The 16914-nt window shown below is 65.7% G+C and carries 11 protein-coding genes; 1 reads left to right on the forward strand and 10 read right to left on the reverse strand.

The window, feature by feature from the left end; genetic code table 11:
* Positions 1 to 42: 42 nt before the first annotated feature.
* From OKA11_RS00625 to OKA11_RS00655, 7 genes are all read right to left on the reverse strand, one after another.
* The gene (locus tag OKA11_RS00625; RefSeq protein WP_267218280.1) at positions 43 to 1683 is read right to left on the reverse strand and encodes a family 43 glycosylhydrolase; all 1641 of its coding nucleotides are present in this window, start codon (positions 1681 to 1683) and stop codon (positions 43 to 45) included.
* A 17-nt stretch (positions 1684 to 1700) separates the two neighbouring features.
* Entirely contained in the window at positions 1701 to 3269 is a 1569-nt protein-coding gene (locus OKA11_RS00630; protein WP_267218281.1) for a GH39 family glycosyl hydrolase, read from the reverse strand.
* 72 nt (positions 3270 to 3341) lie between these two features.
* Complete coding sequence (locus tag OKA11_RS00635; protein ID WP_267218282.1) at positions 3342 to 4877, reverse strand: tryptophan halogenase family protein; 1536 nt, start codon at positions 4875 to 4877, stop codon at positions 3342 to 3344.
* Between the two features lie 92 nt (positions 4878 to 4969).
* Complete coding sequence (locus OKA11_RS00640; protein ID WP_267218283.1) at positions 4970 to 7975, reverse strand: TonB-dependent receptor; 3006 nt, start codon at positions 7973 to 7975, stop codon at positions 4970 to 4972.
* A gap of 248 nt (positions 7976 to 8223) precedes the next feature.
* On the reverse strand, positions 8224 to 9024 hold the full coding sequence (locus tag OKA11_RS00645) for a GDSL-type esterase/lipase family protein (protein WP_267218284.1): 801 nt from the start codon (positions 9022 to 9024) through the stop codon (positions 8224 to 8226).
* Complete coding sequence (locus tag OKA11_RS00650; protein WP_379489307.1) at positions 9021 to 9959, reverse strand: alpha/beta hydrolase; 939 nt, start codon at positions 9957 to 9959, stop codon at positions 9021 to 9023. Before OKA11_RS00650 ends, OKA11_RS00645 begins: the two co-directional genes overlap by 4 nt.
* 76 nt (positions 9960 to 10035) lie before the next feature.
* Positions 10036 to 12465: a glycoside hydrolase family 3 protein gene (locus tag OKA11_RS00655; protein WP_267218285.1), complete on the reverse strand. Its 2430-nt coding sequence runs from the start codon at positions 12463 to 12465 to the stop codon at positions 10036 to 10038.
* Between the two features lie 137 nt (positions 12466 to 12602).
* On the opposite strand from OKA11_RS00655, the gene OKA11_RS00660 reads away from it, so the two are divergent.
* A complete protein-coding gene (locus OKA11_RS00660) occupies positions 12603 to 13697 on the forward strand; it encodes a LacI family DNA-binding transcriptional regulator (protein ID WP_267218287.1) in 1095 nt (364 codons plus the stop codon).
* Positions 13698 to 13733: 36 nt separating this feature from the next.
* Here the strand turns inward: OKA11_RS00660 and OKA11_RS00665 are convergent, their stop codons facing one another.
* The 3 genes from OKA11_RS00665 to OKA11_RS00675 are packed head-to-tail and all read right to left on the reverse strand — an operon-like array spanning position 13734 to position 16913.
* A complete protein-coding gene (locus tag OKA11_RS00665; protein ID WP_267218288.1) occupies positions 13734 to 14582 on the reverse strand; it encodes an aldose 1-epimerase in 849 nt (282 codons plus the stop codon).
* A complete protein-coding gene (locus tag OKA11_RS00670) occupies positions 14579 to 15982 on the reverse strand; it encodes a sugar porter family MFS transporter (protein ID WP_267218289.1) in 1404 nt (467 codons plus the stop codon). Before OKA11_RS00670 ends, OKA11_RS00665 begins: the two co-directional genes overlap by 4 nt.
* Before the next feature lie 58 nt (positions 15983 to 16040).
* Positions 16041 to 16913: an SMP-30/gluconolactonase/LRE family protein gene (locus tag OKA11_RS00675; RefSeq protein ID WP_267218290.1), complete on the reverse strand. Its 873-nt coding sequence runs from the start codon at positions 16911 to 16913 to the stop codon at positions 16041 to 16043.
* Position 16914: the final 1 nt, after the last annotated feature.

The raw sequence follows: 16914 nt of genomic DNA on the forward strand, positions 1-16914 counted from the left end.
TCACGGGGCTCCGCTTCCGGCAAGCCGGCCTCGCGCAACGTGCTAGGCGATCATGGCATTGGCACGGTAGCGGAAGTCGCGCAGGCGCACTTCGCCCTTTCCGGCGGCATAGATGCCCAGGCGCAGGCTGAGGAACCCGCCGAAGGTGTTGTGATGCATTCCCGAGACTTCCATGCGCGTATCGTGGCGCTGCCAGCTGCGTCCCTCGTCATGCGAGAAGTGCCAGGTCACGACGTTCTCCCGGTTGGTGAGGCGCAGGCGCAAGGTGCGCGCAGAATGGGGGATCCCGGCCCACGGCAACTCCTGCGAGTATTCGAAGAGCTTGATCGTCCCGGCCGTGAAGCCCAGCCCGACAAAGGCCTTGTGGTTGTAGAACAGCAGCAGGCCCGCCTCGGCATCCTCGCTCAGCAGGTCGAGCGTGATCTCGGCCTGGTAACTGCGATCCCCGGCGATGCAGGTGAGCGGCGGGGAATCCGCAGGGGAGGTGCCGCTCGCGGAGAGCACCAGGCCGCCGGGCCGGTATGCCGAGCGCTTGGCATCGCCGTCCGGCGCGAAAAACGTCCATTGCAGGCCCATGCGATCCGCGGAAAAATCATCGGACAGAGCCGGAAGCGATGGACCCGGCTTGCCTCCAGCCGGTTTGGCAAGCGGCTGCGAGAGGTCGCCGCCGCGTGCCTTGAACCAGCCGTCGCTGGTCCACTCGATTGGTTCCAGCAATGTCTGGCGGCCGAGCGTGCGCAGGCCGTTCTCGTAGCCATGGTAGACCATCCACCAATCGCCCGCCGGTCCTTCGACCAGCGTGGCATGCCCGCGCGACCACCAGGGTTCCGCCGTGTCCTGCGTGCGGACGATGGGATTGTGCGGGCAATGCTCCCAGGGCCCGTGGACCGACCGCGAACGGGCGGTGATGACCATGTGCCCCGTGACCGGACCGGCAGTGCCGCCGATGGCGGTGACAAGGTAGAACCAGTCATCGCGGCGCAGCAGCTTGGGCCCTTCCGGCGCGAAGTTCTCGACGATCCAGTCGTCGGGATAGCGCCAGGGATCGTAGGCCTTTTCCAGAGGACCATCGGTGGCAAGGCCGTCGTCGGTCAGCCGGATCTTGCGGATGCCGTTGGTGAAGAGATAGCGCCGCCCGCCCTCGCCCACGACATGGCCCGGATCGATGCAGCCGGGAATGTCGAGGTCGACCGGATCGCTCCAGGGACCGCGGATGTCATCTGCCCAGATCACGTAGATCGACCAGGGTTTGCCATCGGGAGCGGCGGGGAGATAAATGAAGTAACGGTCCTTGTGCTTCACCAGGTCGACCGCCCAGACGCTGCCGAGATTGTGCCTGAGGGCCGGCCCGATCGGCGCCCAGTTCACCAGATCGCGCGACTGCCAGATCACCAGCCCGGGATAATAGTCGAAGGACGAGAACGTCATGTAGTAGACGTCGCCGTCCTTCAGGATCGACGGGTCGGGATGATCGCCGGACAGGATCGGGTTGCGATAGGTGCCGTTGCCGAGATCGGCCTTGCGCTGGCCTTCGGGGCCTGTCCCCCAGGTCGGCACGGTGGCGGTGGTCGCGCGCGCGGTAGTCGCACGCGCGGTGGCCTCGCCGGTCAGCGCAGGGGCGAGGGCAGGCAGGGCGGCGCCGGCAAGCGCACCCTTGAACATGGTGCGGCGGGTCAGGCTCATGGATGGTTCCTGGTCGGTCATGAGGTGGGTTCAAGCGTTACGAGCACGACGTCATTGGTCTGCATCGGCAGTTCCACCGAGGCGATGCCGTCCCGGCCAACGGTGATGGTCTTGCCGGTTTCGGCAGCATCGGCCGTTTCCTGGCGCAGGCGATCGAGCTGTGCGGCATCGACGGATTGCGGCATGCCCATGTCGATATAGAGCGAGAGCGGATCGTTGTGCCGATAACCGGTGCGGTGCGTCTCGAGCCGGTAGCGGCCCGGGGCGAGGTGCTCGAAGCGGATCGTTACCGGATCGCTCGCCCGCGATGGCTGCAGGCGGGTGTAGAACGGCTTGTTGCTCAGGGTCTGCTCGGGCTGGTGCCAATCCCAGATCACTGCGCTGACGGCCTTGCCCTCGCGCGCGGCGAGGGTGAATTCATCGGCCACCGGGATCGTCCGGCCGCGCAGGGCGTGGAGGTACTTGTAGGCGAACCAGGCCGGCTTGCGGATGCCCTCGCGGTTCATCAGGCCGAAACCGCCATGGAACGGCGTGGGCGGCGGACCGGGTTCCTCGAACAGGTCGGTGTAGGTCCAGTAGCTCATGCCCTGCACCATGCCGGCGGTCTTTTTCAGTTTGGTGAGGATGTAGGGCGCACTGACATAGCTGTCGTGCACGAAGTCGCGCGGCGTGTAGCTGGTGCTCCACTCGGTGAAGTAGAGCGGGATGCCGGGATAGGCGGATGCCTCGATCTGCTCGCGCACGCGCCGCACATCGCCGATGATCGCGTCGGGCGAGGAGGAGAGCTTGGTGTCCTGCTTGCCCTGCTCGTCCAGGAAGCCGCCCTCGACGCCGTAGGTATGGGTGGCCACGAAGTCGACCGGCAACTTGTGCTCGGCCGCAAAGGCGAGGAATTCGGGCACCCAGGCCGCCCCGGCGGTTGCCGGGCCGCCGACGCGCAGGCGCGGGTCGATGGCCTTGATGGTCCTTGCCGTATCGGCGTAGAGGTCAAGATAGGCGTGCTGGTCGGCACCTTCCCAGAACCCGTCGAGATTGGGTTCGTTCCACAGTTCGAAGTACCAGCTGCGCACTTCCTCGGCGCCGTAGCGCGCGCGCAGATGGGTGACAAAGGCATGGATCAGCTTGCGCCATTCTGCCGGATCGGGGTGCGAGGTATTGCCCTTCCAGTAGAACAGCTGCTGGTCCGAAGTGCGGATTGCCGCCGGGCTCCAGCCCAGTTCCACGAAAGGTCGGATCTTTTTGGCGAGCAGCGCGTCATACAGCGCGTCGATGCCGCTCCAGTCGTAGACGATCTGCCCGTTTTCCTTGCGGACGGTACCCAGCACATCGTGGAAGATGTCGTGGAAACGGATGTAGCGGAAGCCGAGTTCGTCGGAGGCGACCTGCAATTGAGCCTGGCTGTCCGCGCGCCGCAGCGTGCCGGGGAAGTCCGATCCGACCGAGAGATCGTAGAAGCGGTCGACCGGCCCCCCGGCGCGGGCCGCATCGATGCGAATGGTGCGGGCCGGGCTATTGTCGGCCGCAAAGGCCGATCCTGTCATCGCGCAGGCGAGGGCAAAGGCGGACAGTGTCCTGGAGGGCTTCATGGTGTCTTCTCTCCTGCCGCATTGACGGCGGCATCAACGCGAACGCGGATTTGGCGCAAATCCGTTAGAAGATCAGGCGGTTGCTGCGCTTGCGGTGTCGCTTGCACAGGTGCGGCTGATGAAATGGTCGTGCGCCGGCATTCTTTCCGCTGCTTCGGCAAGCCGGGCACGGCGTTGTTCGAGCATTGTCCGCAATTGCTCTTCGGGAGGGACCCCGGCCCGCGGATTGTAGCGCTTGGGCCAGGCTTCCTGGCCTATCAGGATCGACGCCCAGCTTGGCTCCTGATGCGATTCCAGTTCATAGAGCGGTATCCGCCCGCTTGCATCCCAACACGCTAGCTTGTGCTTGAGCGTTTCGGGAAGTTCTAGACTGGCCGCTTCGCGCCAGAGCGGCTCGTCGCGGCGCGTGCGGCAATAGTGGGCAAGGATGAAATCGCGAATGCGTTCGTATTCCAGCGTCGTCTGCCGGTTGTATTCCGCAATCAAAGCGGGCTCGGGGCGTGCGTCCGGGAGCAGTTCGACGATGCGGGCGACGCCTGTCTGGATCAACTGGATGGCCGTTGATTCCAGCGGCTCGAGGAAACCGCTGGCAAGGCCGATACCGATTACGTTGCCTTCCCAGAATCTCTCGCGGTGTCCCGGCGTGAAGCGCAAAATGCGCGGCGCAGCCAGTGGTTCACCGTCGATTCCGTCCAGCAATTGCGCGACGGCCTCGTCATCGGAGATAAAGCGGCTGGCAAAGACATGGCCGTTGCCGGTGCGGCTCTGCAGCGGGATACGCCACTGCCACCCCGCACTCTTGGCGGTGGACCGGGTGAACGGGGTGAGCCGCCCTGCGCGCGTGGAAGGCACTGCCGCCGCACTGTCGCAGGGCAGCCAGTAGCTCCAGTCCTTGAACGGCACGCCTAGGGTCTTGCCCAGCAACAGTGAGGCAAAGCCGGTACAGTCGATGAAGATGTCACCTTCGACCTTCTGCCCGGTTTCCAGCGCGAGGTGGGTGAGAAGCCCGCTTTCTCCGTCGCGTCCGACCGCGTGGATGCGGCCTTCGATCCGCGTTACTCCGGCACTCTCTGCCACGCGGCGCAAGTATGCGGCGTAAAGGGCTGCGTCGAAATGATAGGCGTAGCGGAACTGGGCCGCCTCGCCCTTCATGGCAGCGTTGGGGGCGAAGCGATCGCGACTGGCAGCCGCCCATGGCATTGCCCACTCATCCAGCGGGGCGAGCGGTGGGGCGGCGGTGCTGCCATTAAGGCGCAGCCAGTACTGATGGACCGGGAGTCCGGCGATGTCCTCGCCAAAGTCGCCAAAGCCGTGAAAATGGCGGTTGCCGATGCTACCCCAGTCGACAAACTCGATACCGAGTTTGAACGTCCCGTTGGTGGCGGCAACAAAATCGGGTTCGTGGATGCCCAGCAGCGCATTGAGCTGTGCGATCAGGGGAACGGTGGCCTCGCCGACGCCGATGATGCCGATCTCTTCGGATTCGACGAGCGTCACCGTTGCCGACGAAGGCGCCAGAAAACGGGCGAGTACGGCAGCGGCGATCCACCCTGCGGTGCCGCCTCCGGCGACGACGTAACGAATGGCGGGTCTGTGTGCGTCGTCCATGGCAGTCCCCGGTATGGCTTGCGAACAGGCCGGTCGCAATGGAATGGCACCCGATCCGATGGACGGACCGGGTGCCTTGGAAGAGACTGCGATCAGAAGACGGTGCGGACAACCATTGCAACGCGGCGGTCGGTCGCAGTCCAGCTGTAGATCGGCTTCAGGCTGGGATCGCCGACGCGCAGACGGGTACGGGTTGCCAGCAGGTTGGTGGCCTGCACGCCGACCTTGAAGTGATCGTCGACCGACACCAGGAACGAACCGTCAAGCTGGCCGTAGCTGTCCGACCACACCGGATAGTTGATGTTCGCGGCCGAAGTGGTCAGCAGGTAGCTCGAACGCCAGTTGTAGGCGATGCGGGCCGAGATGCCGTACTTTTCGTAGATGCCGGCCACGTTGTACGACCACTTCGAAAGACCCTCGAGCGGCAGTTCCAGGCCCGCGTTGGTGGTCTGGTTGTTGTCGAAGACGTTGACGGCCGTGTTCTTGCCGCCGCTCGATTCGACGTAAGTGATGTTGCCGCTGAAGCCCAGGCCAGAAAGGGCGCCGGGAAGCATGTCGAAGAACTGGGTATAGGCCAGTTCACCACCCTTGATTGTGCCATGCGACCCGTTGGTCTGCTGGGTCACGTCGAACACCTGCTGCACGCCGCTGTTGCTGGTGTAAGTCTGCTGAACCAGGCCCGAGAAGATGTAGTCCTTGATGTCCTTGTAGAACAGACCCAGCGTCAGGCTGTTCGAACGGCCGTAGTAGTATTCGAACGAGAGGTCGAGGTTCAGCGCCTTGGTCGGCTTCAGGTTCGGGTTGCCCGCCGTTCCGGTGAAGCCAGTGGTGCGCCCGTCCACGCCGGTGCCGTTGGCAACGCCGGTGGAGTCAAACGAGAACGACAGTGCAGTATACGGATTCAGCTGCGAGAAGCTGGGGCGAGCGACCGACTTCGAGGCGGCAAAACGGATCTGGAAGTCGTTGCTTGCCATGTAGCGGAAGTTGAAGCTGGGAAGAATGTCAGTGTAGCTGCTGCTGCCGCTGGTGTCCTCTGCGCTCACGCCGCTGGTGGCGAACGCCAAGGCCGTGTTGAAGTTCGTGCAGTCAACGACGCTGCTGTCGCAGCTGGTGCTGATCGTGCCGACACTTGCGGCCGAACCGCGAGCGGACATCTTGGTGCGCACGACGCGCACGCCGATGTTGCCGTCGAAACGACCGATGCCGCTTTCCTCCAGGCCGAAGTTGGCCGTGACGTAGCCGGCCAGCGTCTTCTGGGTCTGGTCGTTGATGCCGCCGCCGCCGGTCGTGGTCGAGAAGTCGTCGCTCAGCGGCGACCAGCCCCAACCGTTCGATTCGGTTGCCTTCAGGTAATCGTAGGCATGCGCCGTGCCCTGGGTGACCAGCGAAGCCGAGGGGAACCACAGGCCCGAAGTCGGGTTGGCCGTCGCCCCGCGGAAGAAGTTGTTGAACTTCACCAGCGAAGACTGGTTCGGCAGGTCGGCGATCTGGGTACCGCCCGGATAACCGGTCTGGTCAAGGTAGACTTCCTTGCCTTCCATCCAGCCGTACTGGGCCGAGAGGGCGCTCCAGTTGTAGCCGGTCTGGCGGGTGATCGCATGCTGATCGGTCCAGCGGGCGCCGGCCTTGATCGACTTCAGGAAGCCGCCGTCGTTGAACTTGTATTCAACGTCGCCGCGCCATGCCCATTCGTCCGCTTCGTTGTCTTCGAGGTGGTCCATTGCCGCAGCCCACCAGTTGACGCTCTTGTTGGTGAAGCTCTGCGAGGAATCGGTGGGCGTGATGCTCAGCTGCGGTGTGTTGCCCGTAAAGTCGAAGTCGAAGGTGGCAGGGACGCTGACGCCGGTGAAGGCGGTCATCGAATAGACCTTGGCAGTCGACTTCACGTACTGGACGTCGGTCGAGAAGTTCCAGTGATCGTCGGGCTGCCATTCAGCCTTGAACGAATAGTCCTGGGTCTTTTTGGTCTGGCTGCCCGCACGGGTATCCATGTTCAGGTTGCGGTTGGTCGCAACCCCCGACGTCAGCTCACCAGCCGAACCGTAGGTATAGGTCGGGTTGTAGGTTTCCGGCTGCGACCAGTCGCCCATGGCGTATTCAATATCGTGCGGAGTTGCCTTGGAGATCAGCGCTTCGCCGGTCAACGTCAGGTTGCTGGCCGGGCGCCACTGCAGCGACCCGTCGAAAGCCGTACGCTTCTGCGACCAGTCGATGCGGCGATAGCCCATCGAATTGGGGATGTAGACCGTGTCGCCAGCGGCTAGCGTGCCATTGGAGGCGGCAGCATCGGCCGCCGATACCGTGGTCGGTACATAACGGCCGGTCGAGATTGAATCGGTGCGGTTGCCGATGTTGCTGATCGAATACGAAACCAGCACGCCGATCTCGCCCAGCGGCGTATCCCAGCGGTTGCTGAGCAGGCCGCTGCCCGACATGAAGCTCTTCTTGCGGAGGTCGGCGTAGTTGATGTCGCCCGAGAACGCGCCGACGAAGCCGGGAGCATCGAACGGCTTGCGCGTGCGCAGGTTGATGGTGCCGCCGATGCCGCCTTCGATCATGTCGGCCGAGGGGTTCTTGTAGACGTCAACGCCGGAAAGAAGGTCGGCCGAGATATCTTCGAAGGACAGGGCGCGGCCGTTTGCGGCCGAGAAGGCGTCGCGGCCGTTGAGTTCCGAGCGCACGAAAGAAAGGCCGCGAATGAACACGCCGCCGCCTTCGCCGGAAAGGCGGGCCGGGTCGCGATTGTCGCTGGTGCGCTGCAGCGTCACGCCGGGCACGCGCTGAAGGGCTTCGGAAACCGAACGGTCGGGCAGGGCGCCGATGTCCTGAGCGGTGATCGAATCGACGACGACCTGCGCGTCACGCTTGCGGGCACGGGCGCCTTGTAGCGAAGCGCGGATGCCGGAAACGACGATCGCCTGCTCGGTTTCAACCTGATCGGTGACGGCTGACTGCTGGTCGGCGGGTGTGGCGTCCTGTGCCCAGCTGGCGGTCGGCACTGCACATGCGATCAGCGCAGTTGCGGAAACGCCCAGGCCCAGCGCGCTGCGGCGATCAAGAGTCGCGAAGCCGCGACGAATCTGTGTGAAAAACGCCATAACTGTGTCCCCTCCGGTCCCACGTGATATTGCGCTGCAGCATTGTGATAGCGCTATCACTTCGTATTACATCTAGCTTTACGGCGATTCTTTGACAGATTGGCCGTCGCTATGAGCATGGCCACTACCATCGGCGTAATAATGGCGCAACATGCGATTTGTTGACCGCTAACATCTTGCGGCAAACTGTGTCGATTTTGCTTCACTGCGTCGGTTGAACGCCCGCCATGTTGCGGCGGGCGTTGCCGTCACTTGCGGCTAAGTGTCCGTTCGATCGCGGCTTTTGCGATGGGCGCCATCCGGGCGTAACCTTCGGCCAAGGGGTGGACGCCGTCCTTCGTGAAGCGCTGATCCATCAGGCCCTGCTTGTCCGCCAGCGCCGAATAGTAGTCGGCAAAGGCGTAGCCGCGCGCCTTTGCCAGCGCCTGAAGCCGCGTGTTGATGCGGCGCAGTTCATCCGGTTTGCGTTCGCGGATGACGTAGTCCGCCGTGGGCGTGTTGGTGACCGGCAGGATCGAGCACAGCACCACGCGGATGCCATGGCGATCGGCGATGTCGGCCATGGCTTCGATATTGGCGACGATGCCGTCTTCGCTCTCCATCTGGAGGAAGCCCGAAACGTCGTTGACGCCGCCCAGGATCACCACTGCGCGGGGCTGCAGGGCCACGACGTCCTGTTGGAAGCGCACCAGCATCTGCGCGGTGACCTGGGCGCCGATGCCGCGGTTCACGTAAGCCTTGCCGGGGAAGTACCGGCTGAGGTCCCACATGTCGGTGATCGAATCGCCCAGGAAAACGACACGATCGTCCCCCTTGGTCGCGGGCTTCAATGCGGCATTGGCGGGTGCGTAGAGATAGCGTTCGCCGAAGTCCTGCATCATCGAGGGCACCAGCTTTTCGCGGAACGGACCTGCCCACGGCCCCCAGTCGCGCGTGTCGGTAACGGTGCGGCGTTCGGGGCTGGACTGGTAATGTTGCGGTTCGCCCGCAGCGATCAACAGGGCGGCAGCGGGCAGCAGCAGAGCGAGAGGTGCCTTCGGGGCCTTCACGTGGTGAAGATCCCGTGGCGCTTGCCGTAGGCGTGGAACAGGTCCGGCCAGGCGTGGGCGGGGGTATCGTTGCCGAGACGGGCGCCAAAGCCATGCCCGCCCTTGTCGAAGCCGTGGAACTCGACCGGGCGCTGCTTGGCAAGCATGGCGGTGTACATCGCCAGGCTGTTGCCGATCGGCACGAGGCCGTCGTCGCTGGATGCGGTGAGGAAGACCGGCGGGGTGTCCGCGGTCACCCGGTTTTCGACCGAACCGGCCTGGCGGAGGGCTTCGCTTGCGTTCTGGCCCAGTAGATTGTCGCGTGAGCCGCCGTGCGTGAAGGGCTGCGAGAGGCTGACCACCGGATAGATCAGGCCGGCAAGGTCAGGGCGGGCCGAAAGCGTGTCTGCCTTGTCGACAGGCGCGTAGACTTGCTCGTCGAACCGGGTGGCGATCGACCCGGCAAGATGGCCGCCGGCGGAAAACCCGAGCACGGCCACGCGCTTGGGGTCGATGCCGAATTCGGCGGCACGCGAGCGCACGAGCCGCACCGCGCGCTGGGCGTCCTGCAGCGGCACGGTCTCGCGGTTCGCCCAGCCCTCGCCGGGCAGGCGGTAGGAGAGGATGAAGCAGGTGACGCCGCGGGCGGTAAGCCAGCGGGCCTGTTCCTCGCCCTCGTTGTCCCAGGCGAGGAAGCCGTATCCTCCCCCCGGCAAGAGGATCGCCGCCGAACCGTCGCGATAGGCGGGCTGGCGCACCTCGAGGCTGGGGGCGGCGATGCCGGTGAGCCAGCGGTCGTCCCAGGCGGCGTCCTTGCTCTGCTGCTGAACCTTGCGGACAGGCAGCTTGGCCGGTGCGCCGGGGGCCTTGCCGGGCCAGAGCGGAAGCGAGGGGCCGGAATAGCCGATGGCGGTCGGCCCGGCCATGGCCTTGCCGGAGGTCATCGCCGCCGCCATGCCGGCAGCGGCCATTCCGCCGAGAAGGGCGCGGCGCGAAGTTGAGGGCTTGTTGTTCACGACGAGGCTTCCTTGATTACTGGGGGCAGACGGCACCGGCCGGATCGGTGGCGATGCGCAAGTCGGAAATCGTGATGGTGAACGGTGTGCTTGCGCTCAGGGTGAAGGGCTGGCTGATGCCGCCCAGATAGGTGCCGTGATTGCCGAAACACTTCAAGGGGATGCGCAGCGAGGCCCACTTGCCCGGCTGTGCCAGCGCGGTGTCGATCCGGACCGGGCCGGAGCCCAGCGCCAGGGTGACCGGCCCCGTTGCTGCCTTGTCGACGCGGTAGACCACCTCGACGTTCATGTCGGCGTTGGCTTCGCGCTCCAGCGTGAGGTTGGGGCCGAGCACCGAGGCCTTCCCGGTGGGCGCAAAGGCCAGCTGGATCGCGCCTTCCTGCCGGTTGGCACTGTCGACCAGCTTCTGGGTGACGCCGGCACCGGTCTCGAGGCGGAACGGCTTGGCAACGATGCCGTCAACCACGAACAGGCTGGAATTGGAGGCCGAAGCGTCGATGCCCGGCTCCTCTCCAAGGACGCCGACATGACCGCCCTTGGCGTAGGTCAGGCCGTAGCCCAGCGGGAACAGCGGATCGTAACCCGCCTGGCCCTTGTTGAGATTGAACTGGGCCGCCGTCTTGGGCCAGGAGAAGGACAGGGTGCCGTGGAAGTCGGTCTTGCCGCCGACCAGCACGTCGGCCACGCCGTTGCCTTCGGAGCCCGGGAACCAGGCGGCCACGAAGGCGTCGGAGGCATTGAGTTCCGGATTGACCCAGAGTGGGCGACCGGAGAGGAATACCGCCACCGTCGGGATGCCGGCGGCCTTCAGCTTCTTCAGCAGAGCCAGCGACTTCTTGTTGCCGGGCTGGAATTCCAGCGAGCGGATGTCGCCCCGCAGTTCGGCATAAGGTTCCTCGCCGAAGACGACCACGGCGACGTCGGGCTTCGAGGTGAAGTTGCCGTCGGGCGAAAGCACGGCCTTGCCGCCGCCGGCCTTCAGGGCATCGGCAATGCCGGTATAGATCGAGGTGGCGCCGGGGAAATCGGCATTGGTGTTACCGTCACCCTGCCACGAGAGCGTCCAGCCGCCGGACTGCCGGCCGATGTCGTCTGCCCCGTCGCCCGCGATCAGCACGGTGGCGCTGCTCTTGATCGGCAGCACGCCCTCGTTCTTGAGCAGGACAAGGCTCTCACGCACGGCTTGCCGGGCAACGGCGCGGTGCGCGGCGGAGCCCATTTCCTCGGGCTTGCCCTCGAACGGACGGGCGGCGTCGAACAGGCCGAGCTTCATTTTCACGCGCAGGATGCGGCGCACGGCATCGTCGATGCGGCTCATCGGGATCGTTCCCGCCTTGGCCGCGGCGAGGGTCGAATCGAACAGGCCCTTCCAGCTGTCCGGCGCCATGGCCATGTCGAGCCCGGCATTGAAGGTCGCCGGGCAATCGGTGTTGGTGCAGCCGGGGATCTGGCCGTGGCCGTTCCAGTCGCCCACCACAAAGCCATCGAAGCCCATGCGGCCCTTCAGCACATCGGTGAGCAGCGCCTTGTTGCCGTGCATCTTGGTGCCGTTCCAGCTGGAGAACGAGGCCATGACGGTCATCGTGCCGGCGTTGACGGCGGCGGGATAACCGGCGTCGTGGATGCGGATGAGCGTCGCCTCGTCGACGCGGGTGTCGCCCTGGTCGATGCCGTCGTGAGTACCGCCGTCACCGAGGAAATGCTTGACGCTGGCGGCCACGCGGCCTGCCTGGATGGTGGTCCGGGTGCCGGGCGCGCCTTGGAGGCCCTCGACCATGGGCCCTGCATAGGCGGCGACAAGGGCGGGGTCTTCCGAGTAGCCTTCGTAGGCGCGGCCCCACCGGTCATCCTGCGGGACGGCAAGGGTCGGCCCGAACGCCCAGTCGATGCCGGAGGCGGCGGTTTCGGCGGCGGTGGCCTTGCCGATCTCGCGCATCAGCGCGGGGTCATGCATGGCGCCCAGCGCGCTGTTGTGGGGGAACAGCGTGGCGCCCACGACATTGCTGTTGCCGTGCACGGCATCGATGCCGAACATGATCGGGATCGGCTCGTGCCCGGCGCGCTTTTCCAGCGCAACCGCATTGAAGGCGCGCGACGTGGCAACCCAGGCCGAGGCGGGCGAGCGATCCGGCGCGCCGATCGGCGGCGAATTGCCGCCCGCGAGGATCGAGCCGAGCGGGTATTGCTTGAGATCTTCCGGCTTGATCGATGCGGTGTCGGCCTGGATCATCTGGCCGACCTTTTCGCGCAGGCTCATGCGCGCGATGATCGCGGTGATGCGGGCTTCGGTCTTTGCGTCGACAAGGCCGGGGCTCTTGGCCGCAGGCCACAACTCGGGATGGACCGCGGTCGGCGCGGGGGCCTTGGGGGTTTCGGCCTGGGCCAGCGCCACGGAGGCGCACGAAGCCAGGGCAACAGTCTGCAACACGCGGTGAATACGCTTCATGACATCCTCGATATTTCCCAATGGTCCCTGTCTAGGCGATCCGTGATGATTGCGCTACCATAAACCGTTCCCACGGTTTTTCCGGTTTGCGTTACGCAGGCGCTTTGCAGGATCGAAAGTCGTGCTACAGGACGGTCATGTCCGACAGTGAGCGCAAACGCCGCAGCTCGAAATCCCGCCAGACCGGGGCCCCGACGATTGCCGACGTGGCCGCGCTTGCGGGCGTGTCGATGATGACGGTTTCGCGCGTCATCAATTCCGAACCCAAAGTGCGCCAGGCCACCCGCGATGCCGTCAACGCGGCGATCGCGCAGCTCAACTACGCGCCGAATCGCGCGGCGCGCAGTCTTGCCGGGGCCTCGCAACTGCGGCTCGGGCTGCTCTATTCGAACCCGTCTGAGGCGTTCCTCAGTGCCTTTATCGTCGGCAGCCTCGAGGAAGCCGGGCGGTCCGATGTTCAGATCATCGTGCAGAAAGTCGAGGACGGGGAGGATCTGGCGCAAGTGGCCGAGCGCATGGTCGCGGGCGGCATCCACGGCGTGATCCTGCCGCCGCCGCTCAACGAGGCGATGGAAGTGCTCTCGGTGCTGCGCAAGGCCAACATGCCGACCGTGGCGGTGACCACCGCCGAACCGCACGAGGGCATCGCCACGATCATGATCGATGACCGCAGCGCCGCGCGGGAGATGACCAGGCATCTGATCGATCTCGGCCATCGCCGGGTCGGCTTCATTCTCGGCCACCCGGATCTTTCCGCGAGCGGTGCGCGCCTCGAAGGTTACCGCGAGGCTCTGGTCGAGGCGGGCATCGCCTTTGATCCGGCGCTCGTCGCTCAGGGCTATTTCACTTATCGTTCGGGGCTGGATGCGGCCGAGGAGCTGCTGTCGCTGGAGGAACAGCCTTCGGCGATCTTTGCCAGCAATGACGACATGGCCGCCGCCACCGTGGCGATCGCCCATCGCCGCGGGCTGGACGTGCCGGGCGACCTTACCGTCTGCGGTTTCGACGACGTGGCGCTGGCGACCACGATCTGGCCCGAACTCACCACGATCCAGCAGCCCATCGTCGAGATGAGCCGCCGCGCGGTGGAACTTCTGGTCACGATGCTGCGCAACAAGCGCAAGGGCGAGATCGGCGACCAGCGGATCGAGATCGAGTACAAGCTGGTGCGCCGTCAGTCCGACGCCGCCCCGCGCCGCCGTCCCGTCCTGCGCCCGTCCCTGGGCAACTGATCCCGCCCCCTCGCGCGAGGGGGCTGGGCGGCGGCTTCAGGCGCTGCGGATTCGCATCGTGACGGTGCGGGTCTCGCCTGGCAGCAGCGGTGCCGGGGCCTCGCGGTTGACGGCGTCGGGCATCGTGCTCTGCGGTTCGGCGCAGAAAAAGTCCTGCCCCGGCGGCACGTAGAGGTGCAAGTAGGGGGTGTCCTCGCCTTCGAGCACGATGTCGCCGTCGCCGCGCTCGATGCGCAGCTGTCCGGTCCAACCGGCATAGCAGTGATCGACCAGGTCGGGGCGCTCAAGGGCGGCGCCCTGTTTCCAGTCGCCCAGCGTATCCGCCGTGGCCCGCACGGTGGGAAGCATCTCGGCATCGGCCAGCCAAACGGCCTTGGCGGTGAAGGCGATTGCGCTCACGCCCCGGCGGGTGAACCAGGGGTGGAAGCCGAGGCCTGCCGGCATCGCGCTGTCGTCGGTATTGGTCAGTTCCAGGCGCGCTTCGAGGCCATCGGCGGTAAGCCGGAAATGCTGGCGCAGGGTGAAGGCCCAGTTCCAGTCAGGCCCGGCGGCATGGTGGTGGAGCAGGGTGGCGCGGTCTGCCTCACCGGTTTCCACCGACCAGTTGCCAAGCCATGCGGTGCCGTGCAGCGGGTGCTTCTGCCCCGGCGCGTTGGGCGCCAGCACATGGGCCTGGCCTTCCCACGTGAAGCGTCCGCCCGCGATGCGGTTGGCGTAAGGGGCGAGCGGGAAGCAGGCGCTGTCGAAAGGCGCGTCGGCGCCTTCCGGCATCGGCCGCAGGATGTCCTGTCCGCGCCGGGTGAGGGCGCGGACCATGCCGCCACGATGGGGATCGAGGACGAGGCGCCAGTCGCCTGCGCTCAGGACGACCCCGGTGCTGTTCATCCTTCCATGTCCTCAAGCTCGCGTCCGCGCGTCTCGGTGACGGTGGCCCGCACGAAGAAGAACGAGACGGCGGCAGCCAGGGCGTAGAACACGTAAGTCACCGCCAGGCCCGGGCGTTCGGCGAGCGTGGGGAAGCTGACCGAGATCGCGGCGTTCGCGATCCACTGCGCAAAACCGGCAACGGCAAGCGCAGAGCCGCGGATCTGGTTGGGGAACATCTCACCCAGCATGACCCACATGACCGGGCCCCAGCTCATGTTGAAGAACACGACGTAGGCATTGGCCGAAATCAGCGCGATCAGGCCCGAATGGCCGGGCAGGGCAAGTGCGCCGTCGGCGCCGGGAACGGCGGTGGAGAAAGCCCAGGCGACAAGGCCGAGCGTCACCGCCATGCCCGCCGAACCGATCAGCAGAAGTGGCTTGCGGCCGATCCTGTCGATCAGCGCGATCGCGGCAAGACAGGCGCCGATCGACAGCGCACCGGACAGGATGTTGATCTGCAGCGCATTGTCTTCGGTAAAGCCGACTGCCTGCCACAGCGTCGCGCCGTAGTAGAACACCACGTTGATGCCGACGAGTTGCTGGAACACGGCGATGCCGATGCCCACCCACAGGATCGGGCGGATCTTGCCGGTGGTCTTGTCGACGAGGTCGGACAGGCGGGGGCGGTGGTGGTCGGCGGCGAGCGACGCGCTGATCTCGGCCACCTTGCGGGTGGCCTGTGCCTCGCCGAACAGGCGCGTCAGCACCGCGTGCGCCTCATCCTTGCGGCCGCGCGCGACGAGGTAGCGGGGGCTTTCCGGGATCGAGAGCAGGGCCACGAGATAGATCGCGGCGGGAATGGCCTGGAGCCAGAACATCCAGCGCCAGGCCGGGAAGTCCAGCCAGAGGCTTGCGGTCGACCCGCCAGCCCAGCGCGCCAGTACGAAGTTGGCGACAAAGGCGCCGGTGAGGCCGGAGATGATCATCACCTGCTGCACGCTCGAAAGACGCCCGCGCAGGTTCGCCGGGGTCATTTCCGAGATGTAGACCGGCGAGGTGACGCTGGCAGCGCCAACGCCAAGGCCGCCGATGATCCGTGCGATGATGAAGATCGCCGAAGAGCCGGCGGCGCCTGCCAGCAGCGCGGAAACCAGGAACAGCACGGCGGCCAGCATCATCGTGCCGCGGCGGCCGATGAGGTCGGACAGGCGTCCGGCGATGAAGGCGCCGATGGAGGAGCCGACAAGAATCGCGCCCACGTTGACGCCGATGCCCAGGCGGCCCAGCGCGAAGGCGGCTTCGAGGCCGTTCTGGGTGCCGTTGATGACGCCGGAATCGTAGCCGAACATGAAGCCGCCGATCGTCGCGACCGCGACGACGAGCGCGACCAGGCGCTTGTTGATATCGATCCTGTCCATCAGGATGTCCTTTCCCGGGGGCCCGCCTGCTGTTGTCTATGGCTGGGCCCGGTTGAATTCAGGTGTTGGCCTTGCGAGGGGGCGCGGCCGGGACGGCCGTACGGAAAGTGAAAAGATCGCCTGCAAGTGGCTGGCTGGCAAGCTGTTCTTCCGAAAGGCCCTGCCGCGCGCTGGTGGCGAAAGCGGTGCGCCCGTCTTCGCCGCCAAGCGCGATCTTGGTCACGTTGGAAACCGGGAAGCGTACCTCGTCGGTCAGGGTGCCGTCCGGGGCGAACCGCCGCGCGGCGCTGCCGGCATAGAAGCCCAGCCAGACGCCGCCTTCGGCATCGCAGATCGCGCCGTCGGGATAGCCCCAGTCGGCGCGGTCTTCGCGGTTGAAGTCGAGGAAGAGGCTGCCTGCATCCACCGTGCCTGCGGCGGAGACCGCATGGCGGATCACTTTGCGGCCGAGCGTGTCGACATGGTAGACATGCGATCCGCAGGGCGAGATCGCCGGGCCATTGGTGATCGTGACCGCAGCGAGCCCGGCCTCGTGAACGGCGCCGTTGTCGAGCACGAAGACCTTGCCGGTCTCGCTTTCCTCGAGGTTGTCCATCGTGCCGAACCAGATGCGGCCTTGCGCGTCGATGGCGGCGTCGTTCAGGCGGTTGTCGGGCAAGTCGGCCTGGATGTCGGCGATCCGCTCGAACGCGCCGGTTTCCGGCAGGAAGCGGTGCGGGCCGCTGCGGAGCCCCGCGATCAGGCCGCCTTGCGCAGAGGGGAGCACCCAGCCAACATGCTCGGGAGCGGGCCAGCTGGAGAGGGCCCGCGCTGCGGGATCGAAGCGGAACACGGTGTTGCGCTTGATGTCGACGAACCACAGGGCGCCGTCGATCCACACCGGGCCTTCGCCCAGTTCGGCGCCGACCGAAAGGAGATGCTCAGCCTGCATG

Origin of the sequence: Novosphingobium clariflavum, assembly GCF_026420865.1 — a bacterium.
Lineage (GTDB): Bacteria > Pseudomonadota > Alphaproteobacteria > Sphingomonadales > Sphingomonadaceae > Novosphingobium > Novosphingobium clariflavum.

What these genes read in the sequence shown, in the direction of transcription:
- OKA11_RS00660 (WP_267218287.1), top strand. Translation starts at nt 12,603, where the DNA reads ATGTCCGACAGTGAGCGCAAACGCCGCAGCTCGAAATCCCGCCAGACC.
- OKA11_RS00665 (WP_267218288.1), bottom strand. Translation starts at nt 14,582, where the DNA reads ATGAACAGCACCGGGGTCGTCCTGAGCGCAGGCGACTGGCGCCTCGTC.
- OKA11_RS00650 (WP_379489307.1), bottom strand. Translation starts at nt 9,959, where the DNA reads ATGGCGGCGGCGATGACCTCCGGCAAGGCCATGGCCGGGCCGACCGCC.
- OKA11_RS00625 (WP_267218280.1), bottom strand. Translation starts at nt 1,683, where the DNA reads ATGAGCCTGACCCGCCGCACCATGTTCAAGGGTGCGCTTGCCGGCGCC.
- OKA11_RS00630 (WP_267218281.1), bottom strand. Translation starts at nt 3,269, where the DNA reads ATGAAGCCCTCCAGGACACTGTCCGCCTTTGCCCTCGCCTGCGCGATG.
- OKA11_RS00655 (WP_267218285.1), bottom strand. Translation starts at nt 12,465, where the DNA reads ATGAAGCGTATTCACCGCGTGTTGCAGACTGTTGCCCTGGCTTCGTGC.
- OKA11_RS00635 (WP_267218282.1), bottom strand. Translation starts at nt 4,877, where the DNA reads ATGGACGACGCACACAGACCCGCCATTCGTTACGTCGTCGCCGGAGGC.
- OKA11_RS00670 (WP_267218289.1), bottom strand. Translation starts at nt 15,982, where the DNA reads ATGGACAGGATCGATATCAACAAGCGCCTGGTCGCGCTCGTCGTCGCG.
- OKA11_RS00675 (WP_267218290.1), bottom strand. Translation starts at nt 16,913, where the DNA reads ATGCAGGCTGAGCATCTCCTTTCGGTCGGCGCCGAACTGGGCGAAGGC.
- OKA11_RS00640 (WP_267218283.1), bottom strand. Translation starts at nt 7,975, where the DNA reads ATGGCGTTTTTCACACAGATTCGTCGCGGCTTCGCGACTCTTGATCGC.